This window comes from Bacillus cereus group sp. MYBK222-1 (assembly GCF_051916425.1).
Classification (GTDB): domain Bacteria; phylum Bacillota; class Bacilli; order Bacillales; family Bacillaceae_G; genus Bacillus_A; species Bacillus_A paranthracis.
The window spans coordinates 46,480-58,341 of the sequence record NZ_JBQAGP010000004.1 but is presented as its reverse complement, the minus strand read 5'-3'; the positions used below and the strand labels follow the sequence as shown (position 1 = coordinate 58,341).

Below are 11,862 nucleotides of genomic sequence, written 5' to 3'. Positions count from 1 at the left end.
TCTAATCCCTTCTAAACGTAAATTCTTCAAAATCTTCGTCGTATGTTAGTCTAAACATTCCATTTTCATTAGATTGAACAAACAATAATTCTTTTTCTCTATTTCCTAATTTCATTATCTTATCCACAAATTCAACGAACTGAATACAATCTTCTTTATCCTTTTTATTCGGGCGATAACCTTTTGAAAGTTTGACCATCATTTCATATAATGGATAATCAATTTCTAAATATACAGGAGCTACTTTATCTTCATTGGAAAAAGCAAGTAATATATTTAATTTAAATCGATTTAAAACCTCCGGTTCTACCCCTTTCAAATGTCCTACAAACGGCTTAATTTTAAGAGACTGTGCAACCTGAGTAGTATCATTTGAGTAATCCATAAATACATAATCTGACTTCGGACTTCCGTTCCATAAGAAAATTGATTTTCTCGCTAAATTATACATATCTTTTAAATCAGATCGATTTCCTTTATTAAAAGCATATAAATATTCCATATATTTCTTATAATTTTCATCCCCAAATATTTCACTTAAAACCGGAGATAAAAATAACGACATACGTATTAATGTTTTATTGAACACCTGTCTAGATGAATCACTTAGCTCAAAGAAAGAACCCATCTCTTCTAGCCCTTCTATCCATCCATCAAGTCCATGTAAATTCAAATGCTTTTGGAAAGTATTCTTCATATTTACTGAATTGTTTAGCTCAATTAGCATTTGGTCTACACTATTTGATCGTAGATGAATAGGATCCATTTTAGAAATAACTGCTAGTAAATTTGATTTTTCTTGACCATCAAATAATAAATTCGGTAATAAGGCTTCGGTTTTTTCCATCATACCTGCCCCAAGAAAATCTTCATTGCCATGAGAAGGCACTAAAATATCATAAATAAAATTAAGCATGGAACGTGTCGAAATAATCATCTTATGCTTAACTATTGCTTCAATTAATATACTTAAAACACCATCTCGTATTTGTTGTTGTTGCAATAACTCATAATTCACCATAAAGAATCCATTTATACCACGTTGCTTATCCTTCAAATAAGCTTGATAGAATGGATTTTTTTCTGACTCAACCACAATTCGCTTTAAAATAGATGAAAAATAATCTGATTTTGGCCCTTCACTGGTTAATTCAAAAGGTTGATAATCACTAAAGCTAATCAAGTGGAAATTACCGCTTTGTTGATTAGTAGCAATTTCATTTGCCTCGAATATTCCTGATTCCTCAATGAATTTTGTTAAAATTTGATAGTGCTCTTTTGCATAATCTGATTCAATAAAGTTATGCAGAACTCCTAGGTTAATAGCTAAAATTAGCTTGAATCTAGAACCATCAATCTCACTATCACTATATGGCTTTAATACTTCCGCTAATGTATCAAGGGAACTCTTTTGTGGATCAAAACTTTCCGTAGCATCATTATGCACCGAAAACTCTTCCATCAATTCAGGATATTTATTTTTCACATACGATAATAAATGTGATTTCCCATCTCCAACGCTACCACACAAGAAAATTAATTGACTCGTATTTTGCCCAGCTGCTGCTGTTAGAGCAGACATCATATCGTTCTGTATCGTTCTTTCTACATGTAAATAATCCTTAAACGAACTAAATTCATTAGGATTTTCGATAGCCTCTTGAGATGATTCTTTCAGCTTCGAGAGTTCTGCTAGTAAATAACTCTCTCCTTCTCCTAAAATAAAATCATCATACACAAAATTATTATCTGCTTCTTCTTCATTATCTACAGACTGTTTATCTTCAATTTCTAACCCTACCGCAATCTCAGCGTTATTTATTTCTGTTAATTCCTCAGTTTGATTTGATGTATTTTGTTTACTTGCAATCTCAATTAGCATTTTTAACTTTTCTTCTAAACTAGCAGATATCTTTTCTTCTAATTTCTCCACAATATGTACACTACTCTTCGGCTGTGGATGTTTGTATTTCGGGACAACAAACTCATAACTCCCGTATACCTCCATAAACCACACTGCGATTTGGAATAGATTTTTATGCATTTTAAAAGCACTCTCTACCCCACTTTCAATATGTTCATGTGCCGCTTTATTTCCTAAATAGCGAACAGTATCAAATGAACGTGAAATTTCCTTTGATAAGATATCTTCTCTTTCTAATTTTTGAATACGCTCTACTTGCTTTAAGTATTGTACGTCGTGCAGTTCATGTTCTTCCGCAATGCGTTTTGATAATAGCTCTGCAAATATTCTTCCCTTAATTAAAACCGATTGGGGATCTTGATAAAAAACATTTTCAATATCTCTCCCCATCTCCGCTAACTCGGGGAATACCTCTTGTAGAAAATCAAATGTATATTTCTCCAATGATGTAACACCTCTTAATCTAAAAATACGTTTCGAATATATTCCATATTATACAATATCTATAGAAGAATTGTTGGTATTAAGAAAAAAGGAAATTAGTGGATTTTCTATTCATAATAAAATTAAACAGTTCCCACTACTCCATTCTTACTTTTAAAAGATTACATAAAAAATAACCTGAATCTTTAACTATAGAACCCAGGTTATCCAACACTATATACTTTTAAATTTTTCACAAAAACATGCTACATTTACTTTCTAAAATAAACTTAACTGTACAACACTATCCATCTTCTCTTCTTCTTTGTTAATCTCTAAAATCCTTTGACCCATTCGCTCCACCAAATCAACCACTAAAGCATTTCCCATACAAAAGTACCTGTTTCTTTGTGGCATACCTGTATTCGTCCAATCCATCGGAAATCCATTTAACAACTCACATTCAACTGGTGTTAAGTATCTTAGTTTTTTTGTGTAAGGATCTTCAATTACATGAGAACTTCTATTACAAGTCCCTTCACTTGTTAACATTGTACGTCCAGGCTTATTTAAATCATCAGGGAAAGCCATCCCTCCCTCAGAGTAGAAATATTTATGACCTGTCGCCTTTGATATTCTTTCTTCTTTTTTAGGCCCTTTAAGGTACTTAAGTTCCTCAAATTCCGTTCTGCCCTTTTTGTTAACCTTATCCATTTTCAAGTAATATGATTCATCTGCAGGACCAAATTTATTATATGCTTTCTGAACAATCTCACCTAAAGTCTTTGGTTTTTCAGTTACTGGAACTACTTCTTCAGTATATACTTGTCCATCTATCATCACGCCAGAATTATAGTATTCAGCTTTAAATGTATCAGAAACCTCAATAATATCGACCGGCAACTCAAATTGTCCTCTTTTTTTGTTTTCTTCAGGCGCTTCATGCACATTAAAAATCGGAGCGAAAAATCCATTTCCACATAGTATCTCTAACGACTTCATTTCACTTTGAACTGATGCAAAATGAGATTCTTTTAAGTACGCAAAAATAAATACTCTTCGCCTTCTTTGTGAATTCCCATAATCTGCAGCGTTAATAACTCGCCATTCCACCGCGTACCCCGCGTCTCTAAAGCTCGCCAGCATAATAGAAAAATCGCGACCTCTTTGTTTTGCTGGTGATTTCAATAATCTATCTACATTCTCTAACAAAACAAATCTTGGCTTGCGAGAGTTAACTATGTTCATTATCTCCCAAAAAAGAACACCTTTTTTCCCTTGTATCCCTTTTTCATTTGATATTGTGCGTGCTACTGAATAATCTTGACATGGAAAGCCACCTACCAATAAATCATGCTCAGGTATTTCTGGCCAAACCTCTGCTATATCTTTATTTTCATGTATTCCTTTATTTTCGAATTGAGTGGCATAACAATTAAATGCATGCTGTGCTTTAGTTAAGGGCTCCCACTGATTCCCCCAAATAATTTCAAAATTCTCGTTCGCTTCAAGTCCTAACCTAAAACCCCCCACTCCCGCAAAAAGTTCTACTACTTTCACCATAAATACACGAACATCCCTTCGGTGTTTTATTTCTTTATGCTTCATTATAATAAAAAGCAAGGAAAAGATCAATCCCTCCATTATGAGAGTAAACACTTCTATTCCATAATATAGATTTTGGATTTCCATATCTTATTTAGTAAGAAATCCTCTGATCTTCCTTTACATAATTTTTACCTCTATAAAATTAAAACAGCTTTTTATTATATCACAACTTTTCATTTAACGGTTTCTCAGCAAACTAATTAATATAGGATACGAAAGGGGATTAATATGGTTACATACGCTACACTAGATGAACTAATGTTAAAAGCAAAAAAAGCTGAAGGACAAAAATTCAGTGAAATTGATTCAACCAATAAACTTACAACAGCAAATTCTAAAGGTGAACTTGGTCAGTTAGTCAAAGAAGGATTTTTTGGGTATGAAAGCACCTCAGATGCGGATATTAACTTTACAAACCTTGGAGTTAAACTAAAAGTAACACCTTTTAAGCAAAATAAAAATGGTTCTTTATCTGCTAAAGAACGCTTAGTTTTAAATATCATTAACTACATGGAAGAAGTTAATACATCTTTTGAAGAGTCTAGCTTCTGGGAAAAGAACAAAAAATTATTACTTATGTTTTACGAATGGAAAGCAGATTTAAAACGTCAAGACTTCCATATCGCAAAAAGTGTTCTATTTTCATATCCTGAAGCTGACTTAGAAATAATAAAGCAAGATTGGGAAACAATCGTATCTAAAATTCGTTCTGGAAAAGCACATGAGTTATCTGAAGGCGATACAAATTATTTGGGAGCCTGTACAAAAGGAGCAAATAAAAATTCAATCCGTCCACAACCGTTTTCCGAAATACAAGCGATGCAACGAGCGTTTTCATTAAAGCCATCTTATATGACTACATTAGTTCGTAGATATATCAAAAATGAAGAATTAATAAGCTTCACAACAGCCAACGACTTAAAAGGAAAATCATTAGAGGAATTCCTTCATTCAAAATTCGAACCTTATATAGGTTTGAGAGATAAAGAGATTGCTCATTCACTAGAAATAGATTCTAAACCTACTGCAAAAAATTTCATTCCATCACTGGTAAGCTCTTTACTAGGTGTTAAAAACACACGTCTTACTAATATTGAAGAATTCGCTAAAGCAAATATAGAATTTAAAACAGTTCGCCTAGAGCCAAACGGAAAACCTGAACAAAGCATGTCATTTGAAACGATTGATTTTCATCAATGGATAAATGAATCATGGGAAGAGAGCGAAATTCGAGAACGCTTCTACCAAACCAAATTCTTATTTGTAATTTTTGAATTTAAACAAACCAAAAAAGAAAACCCAAACCGCGAGCTCTACTTTAAAGGCATTAAACTTTGGAACATGCCTGTCACTACAATAGAAAAAGAGATACGTGAACTTTGGGAAGCAGTAAACACGGTGGTAAATGAAGGTATTAAACTTGAATATAAAACACGTGGTAATAAAACCGTTGAAGTAAATAACCTACCAAAAATGAATTTCAACGGCGTTGCACATATTCGACCAAAAGCTCGTAATGGGGCTGACAAGGTCACTTTACCTGATGGACAACAGATTACAAAGCAGTGTTATTGGTTGAATAGTTCTTATATTGCTTCTGTTGTTGCCAATAACATTAACGAATAATTTACCTTAATCTATAATCCCTATACCATAAAAAACACCTTCTTATTACATGCTTAGTACATGTAATAAGAAGGTGTTTTGTTGTTTATATAACACATCTTATTGTAGGCGTGCTATCTCTCATCATCTCAAACCAATTCCTCCTATCAACTCACCATAACCTAAACTACTCTCCTCCAAAAACCCCCTACTCTCCCAACTCCCCTTATAAAACCCCTCCCAACCCCGCTCCCTCAAAATCCCCTTCCAACTATCACTCTCAACCATCTTCTTAATAATGCTATCCCAATAAGCAACCTCTTCCTCCGTCATATCTTTCGGGCCCATGATTCCTTTCCAGTGCTGGAATATGACGTTGATTCCTTGTTCTTTCCACGTTGGGATTTCTGGTAGTCGGTCTAGTCGTTTTGGTGCGGATACGGCTAGTATTTTTATTTTGCCGGCTTTGTATTGTTTTTCGGCTTCGGATAGGGTCATGGTTGCGGCGGCTATTTGTTTGTTCGTTAGAGCGTTTATAATTTTTTCTTTGTTTTCGTAGACGAAGAATTGTAGTTCGGCAGGGTTTATGCCGAATGCTTTGCTTACTTGTACGAAGGATAGGTGATCGTCGTTTCCTAGGCCGGGTGCAACGCCGATTTTGAAGTTTTTCTTGTCTTGTTTTAGTTGTTCCATTAGTTGTTTTGCGTTTTCTATGTTTGAGTCTTTTGATACGACAACGACTTCCCAATCTGATGCGAGTGTTGCGAGCGGGGTGAAGTCTTTATATGTTAGTTTACTGTGGCCTAGTAGGTTGTTCGTTATGAGTAAGCTTGAGTTGATCGCCAGTACGTGACCGCCTTTTTGTTTCGTATATTTCCATCCGACGTCACCGCTGCCACCTACTTTGTTTGTGACAGTGATTGGTTTTGTGAAGATTTTTTCTTCTGTCAGCGTTTTTTGCATCGCTCGTGCTGTTAAGTCCCACCCTGCTCCTTGAACGTTTGGCGCAACAATTTCTACTTTGTCTATGTTCACTTTATTTGTGTGTACTTTTTCTACGGAACAACCAACTATTACTCCTGTCATAATCCATATACATAGTAATAATCGTTTTTTCATAGCCCTCGTCCTATGCGATATTTTCGTTCTGGTCGGCCAATAATGCCGTATGTGTACTCTACTGTGCACTCGTTTGTCGCCACTAAGTATTCTAAATATCTTCTTGCGGTTGTTCTGGAGGCCCCCATTTGTTCTCCCATTTCTTCTATTGTAATGCCCGCTTCGAATTCTTTTATAACCCCTTTCACTTTTTGCAGTGTTAACGGATCCACACCTGTCGGTAAATTTTTTATGTCTTGTGTTTGCGAAATGCCGAAGAAATTATCTATGAGTGTTTGATTTACTTCATTGTTACTATGTAATAGTTGCTTCTTTCTTTTATAGTCTTCAATTGTGCGAACAAATTTTTCTAACGTGACCGGTTTTATAAGGTAGTTACTTACACCATTTCGAATTGCTTTTTCTAACATATGGTTTTCATTCGCCGCTGTTACCATAATGACGTCAACGTTTGGAAAGTCAGCATGAATTTGTGGTAATAAGTCGGTTCCAATTCCATCCGGTAAATAGTTATCTAATAGAAGCAAATCGATTTCTTCCCTTTGTAGCAGTTCCATTGTTTCTTTTGCGTTCAACGCTTTTCCCATCACTTTTACATCCTTAATTTTTGATAAAAACTCTTCCTGAATTTGCGCGACACGGAAATCATCTTCTGCAATTGCAACCTTCAACATATGCCCATCCCCCTGTTTGTTATGTACTTTCTCTCAATGTTTTTGGAAGGTAAATTGTAAAAATAGCTCCTCCATTTTTCTCGTTTTGAATTTCAATCGTTCCTTCTAGTACATCTACCATTTCTTTCACGTTTGCTAGTCCGTAACCACGATTGTTTCCTTTCGTTGAAAATCCTTTTTGAAAAATGGCCGTTATTTTTTCTTCCGGTATCCCTATCCCGCTATCTATCACTTCAAACACAATATCGTGCCCAATATCCGTAACGAAGAAGGAAACACTCTTTTCCTCTCGTTCACTCACCGCATCAAATGCATTGTCGATTATGTTTCCAAGTATCGTAATAAGGTGCGAAACTTTTATATGGTCTGGTAACGGATGAAGTGCACTATCTCCTTCAATATGAAAATCAATTTTCTTCTCAGACGCTGTTCCGATTTTCCCTAATAAAATAGCTTGTACTTTCGCATCGTGAATTTGATGGAATAAAATATGGTTTTGGCTTTGATGAATATTAGATTCTTGTTGGATAAATTCAATCGCTTCTCTGTAGTGCCCTAACTGAAGTAATCCTGATAACACGAAAAGCTTATTTGTAAATTCATGCGTTTGAGCACGTAAGTCCTCTGAATACTTTCTTACCTCAGATATTGTATTCACTAAGTTTTGCAGTTCTGTTTTATCTCTAAAACTACATACAACACCTACCGTACTTTTATTTTCGAGTATCGGTGTCATGTTTAAAATAAACACCTTATCTTGAAATGCGATTTCTTGATCGTTTTCTAGTACTCTCTCCATATGAAATCCCGGTAAAACTTTTGAAATGTGCTGCTGCATATAATCACCATTTACATGTAGCATTTCTTCTGCCGAAGTGTTCATCATCGTAATAAAACCATTTTGATCAATGGCGATAATTCCTTCTTTTATAGATAGTAGTATTGCACTTCGTTCCCGGTATAGCGCTGCAATTTCATTCGGCTCTAAACCAAGTGTATCTTTACGAATGCTACGTGCTAAAAGAATGCCACCAACAATGCCCGCTACTAATACAGCTAAGGAAAAGAGTATAATTTCTTTCGTTCTGCTCAGTATATTAGATTCAATACCTTTTATTAAAAACTCTACTGTCACAACGCCTACTACTTGATCGTAATCTCCGTTATGAACAATAATGGGTGCTTTCGCCATTAAAGCTGGACCACTTTCACCATTTCCTTCAAGCGTATAATAGCCACCAAAAGTGAGTGCTTCATAGTTATATGGATTGTTACTCTTTGTGCCAATTAACTCTGAATTAGAATGGGAATACATCACCCCAAAGCGATCTTCTATAATGACAGTATCTGCACCAGCTTGCTCACGAACTTGTTCCGCAATGGATTGGATCGTACTTTTATGCTCGTTATTTTGAAAAGCATCTTTTATAGCAGGCATAAAAGATAGAGATTTAGCTGTTTGCAGTGCTAATTGTTCCACTTGACGCTTCGTATCAACGGACTGAATGTAAACAAATATTCCTGCTAACAGGAGAACGACAAATAAAATTAACGCGATAATTAAGCTTACTATTTTCGTTTGTAATGACACTTTGCGTGATTTCTTCATACTTCATATCCTTTGATAAAATATTCAAAACTATCAATCTCCTTTTTCTATTATTATGACAAAACGAATAATGAAGCAACTATTAAAACTCTCCATGTACATAAAGTACAAAAAGAATAAAATTGTCATAATATTGAGATTACATTTCACAAACAGTACAATTCAGCTATAATGAACACGCTTTCATAATTATCATTTTATTTATAAGCAAGAGGAGGAATGATTATGGCTCAAGCAAAATCCAATCGAGTCGCCGGCAATATTTTCAAAGGTTCTGTCGGTAATTTAATTGAATGGTACGACTGGTACGTTTACTCTGCTTTTGCTGTTTATTTTTCAGCAGAGTTCTTTCCTAAAGGCGATCCAACGAGTCAATTATTGAACACAGCGGCTATTTTCGCAGTTGGATTTTTAATGCGCCCTATCGGAAGTTTACTAATGGGACGTTATGCAGATCGGCACGGACGCCGAGCAGCATTAACGCTTTCGATTACAGTTATGGCAGGTGGTTCTTTTATTATCGCCTGTACACCTAGTTACGAAAGCATCGGTATTATGGCACCAATTATTTTAGTTCTTGCCCGTTTACTACAAGGATTATCACTTGGCGGAGAGTACGGAACTTCTGCCACATATTTATCTGAAATGGCTAGTAGTGGTCGCCGTGGTTTTTATTCAAGCTTCCAATATGTAACGCTCGTTGCTGGGCAAATGGTTGCGTTAGGCGTTCAAATTGTTCTTCAGCAATTACTAAGCGAACCAGATATGAAAGCTTGGGGCTGGCGTATTCCATTCATTATTGGAGCGATGGGCGCAGTAGCTGTATTATGGCTTCGCCGCACGATGGATGAATCAGAGCAGTTTTCAAACATAAAATCACAAAAACGCGAAAGCGCAGGAACTGTTCGCGCTCTTATGAAACACCCGAAAGCAGTATTAACAGTAGTCGGTCTAACACTCGGAGGCACTGTTGCATTCTATACGTACACAACATATTTACAAAAATTCATGGTAAACACAGTCGGTCTTCCGAAAGAAGTTGTAAGCTGGATTAACTTTGTCGCACTACTTATATTCGTCGTACTTCAACCGATTGCAGGGCTACTATCCGATAAAATCGGACGCCGTCCACTATTAATGGCATTCGGTATTCTCGGAACATTGCTAACAGCACCAATCTTCTTCTTTATGGAAAAAACGACAGAACCAATCGTAGCGTTCTTACTCATGATGGTCGGTCTCATTATCGTTACTGGTTACACATCGATTAACGCAATTGTAAAAGCAGAACTCTTCCCAACTGAAATTCGCGCACTTGGCGTAGGTTTACCATATGCACTAACCGTTGCAATATTCGGCGGAACAGCCGAGTTTATCGCATTATGGCTAAAGAGTATCGGAATGGAATCACTATTCTACTTCTACGTAGCCGGATGTATCGCGATCAGCTTTATTACGTATTGGCGTATGGATGAGTCATCGAAGACTTCGCAGATTGAGGCGGAGCTTGGTGGTGGGGATCAATTAGTTAATAATAAATCTAGTTAAAAGTATGTATTCTATGATCTTCGTTTATCTGAAAAAGTATAATTCATTAATGTGCAACTTAAAAACCTCTACTTATATGTAGAGGTTTTTAAACTTTATAACAGAAAAAATATTCAAATTTACTTTTCTTCTTTTTTGATTATGACATGTATTATTTATAATAAATCATTATGAAACGAAAAAAAGAAGATTATAGAGGTAACATCTCATGTGTATCAACTTAAGAAAAATAAATACCTACTTTATAAGATTCACCAAGCTCAAGTATTTTCTCATTTAAAGCCTTGAAATGCCGTAGAATACTTGAGCTATTGTTTTGCACTAAAACTTGAAGCCTGTCTAACATTTACATATAGATATCATTCGAAAACACTGGCGGTTCGTTTCACTTCGTGGTAAATTAAACCAATTGAAGTATAAAAATCATTTCCAAAATGAAGATAATAATTTATAAATATAGTTAACATTCTATTCTTAGTAAGAGGTTAAACAAAGTGATACTTTAAATCATTTAGAAGTTTTCTATCTAATTATCCTAAAGTTGAGTGGTGAAACTAATATGGGCCAATGGCTATGTAATGATAAAATGGTAGACCACGATTTTGGCGGTTGCATATTAAAATTTTTATTAGGTATGAGTATGATTTTTATACTTATTCTATATCCTATTTATTGGCTGTTTTTTCAAGAAAACGAAAAACCAATTGTAAAAAATACGTCATCCAACCAAGCAAATCACATAGAAATTACGGGGATTTCATATGGACATCTCTTCGATGATAAATACATAAAAATTTACTTTAAAGAAAAAAACAAACTTGTAGAGAAAACAAAAATAAGGGTGGCTAATTTTAATATTGTTAATAGTTCAGACCTTTATGAAATTTCATGGAAAGATAATACTAAAGTTTCAATAGTAATGAAATTTGAATATGGAACTAAAACATTGGAATATGATTTCAAAACGGGAAAAATGGGTGGATATATGAACAGCACAAATAATAACTTATTATAGCCTAATATTCCAAATATATAGGATACACTTCCAAATCATAAAAACTTTTTCCTACTATTTATATTAAAACAACGAAAGGGAGGTGACACTTTGAACAAGTGGGCTATATTATCTTTAGCTTGTGTACCTTACGCTCTTTTAACTATAGTAAATGAAGATACATTAGAAATAGGTGGCTCAGCAAATATATTTTGGAAGATTGGATTATTTGCACCACTTATAGGCGTTTTATTTTCAGCTGGAGCCAGTAAAACTTACCAACGCGTTATGCTTGCCATATTTAATTTAAGTTACTATTTTGTACTCTACATCTATATGATATACACTTTGTAAAATA

The 11,862-nt window shown here is 34.9% G+C and carries 9 protein-coding genes; 4 read left to right on the top strand and 5 right to left on the bottom strand.

The features are described 5' to 3' along the window. Window position 1 precedes the first annotated feature (1 nt). Both dptF and dcm read right to left on the bottom strand, forming a co-directional pair. Window positions 2–2,368 carry a DNA phosphorothioation-dependent restriction protein DptF gene (dptF, locus tag ACTFR9_RS19000; protein WP_073536382.1) on the bottom strand — a complete coding sequence of 789 codons (2,367 nt, stop codon included), beginning with the start codon at window positions 2,366–2,368 and terminating at the stop codon, window positions 2–4. Between the two features lie 258 nt (window positions 2,369–2,626). Then, on the bottom strand, window positions 2,627–3,910 hold the full coding sequence (gene dcm, locus ACTFR9_RS18995) for a DNA (cytosine-5-)-methyltransferase (RefSeq protein WP_033688393.1): 1,284 nt from the start codon (window positions 3,908–3,910) through the stop codon (window positions 2,627–2,629). A gap of 273 nt (window positions 3,911–4,183) precedes the next feature. Here dcm and ACTFR9_RS18990 point away from each other — a divergent pair, with 273 nt between their 5' ends. Beyond that, window positions 4,184–5,581: a Sau3AI family type II restriction endonuclease gene (locus ACTFR9_RS18990; protein ID WP_073536381.1), complete on the top strand. Its 1,398-nt coding sequence runs from the start codon at window positions 4,184–4,186 to the stop codon at window positions 5,579–5,581. A gap of 123 nt (window positions 5,582–5,704) precedes the next feature. Here ACTFR9_RS18990 and ACTFR9_RS18985 read toward each other — a convergent pair whose 3' ends face one another. The 3 genes from ACTFR9_RS18985 to ACTFR9_RS18975 are packed head-to-tail and all read right to left on the bottom strand — an operon-like array spanning window position 5,705 to window position 8,962. After that, window positions 5,705–6,679 (bottom strand): tripartite tricarboxylate transporter substrate binding protein, encoded by a 975-nt coding sequence (locus ACTFR9_RS18985; RefSeq protein ID WP_000746668.1) that lies wholly within the window; start codon window positions 6,677–6,679, stop codon window positions 5,705–5,707. After that, window positions 6,676–7,353 carry a response regulator gene (locus tag ACTFR9_RS18980; RefSeq protein ID WP_000921564.1) on the bottom strand — a complete coding sequence of 226 codons (678 nt, stop codon included), beginning with the start codon at window positions 7,351–7,353 and terminating at the stop codon, window positions 6,676–6,678. The genes ACTFR9_RS18985 and ACTFR9_RS18980 overlap by 4 nt, the downstream gene beginning before the upstream one ends. A 19-nt stretch (window positions 7,354–7,372) precedes the next feature. After that, complete coding sequence (locus tag ACTFR9_RS18975) at window positions 7,373–8,962, bottom strand: ATP-binding protein (protein WP_000749618.1); 1,590 nt, start codon at window positions 8,960–8,962, stop codon at window positions 7,373–7,375. A gap of 225 nt (window positions 8,963–9,187) precedes the next feature. Between ACTFR9_RS18975 and ACTFR9_RS18970 the strand changes: the two genes are divergently transcribed. From ACTFR9_RS18970 to ACTFR9_RS18960, 3 genes are all read left to right on the top strand, one after another. After that, window positions 9,188–10,510, top strand: a complete 1,323-nt coding sequence (locus tag ACTFR9_RS18970) for an MFS transporter (RefSeq protein WP_000035818.1) — start codon at window positions 9,188–9,190, stop codon at window positions 10,508–10,510. A 559-nt stretch (window positions 10,511–11,069) separates the two neighbouring features. Further along, the gene (locus tag ACTFR9_RS18965; RefSeq protein WP_440049010.1) at window positions 11,070–11,525 is read left to right on the top strand and encodes a hypothetical protein; all 456 of its coding nucleotides are present in this window, start codon (window positions 11,070–11,072) and stop codon (window positions 11,523–11,525) included. 90 nt (window positions 11,526–11,615) lie between these two features. After that, window positions 11,616–11,858, top strand: a complete 243-nt coding sequence (locus ACTFR9_RS18960; RefSeq protein WP_001045660.1) for a hypothetical protein — start codon at window positions 11,616–11,618, stop codon at window positions 11,856–11,858. Window positions 11,859–11,862: the final 4 nt, after the last annotated feature.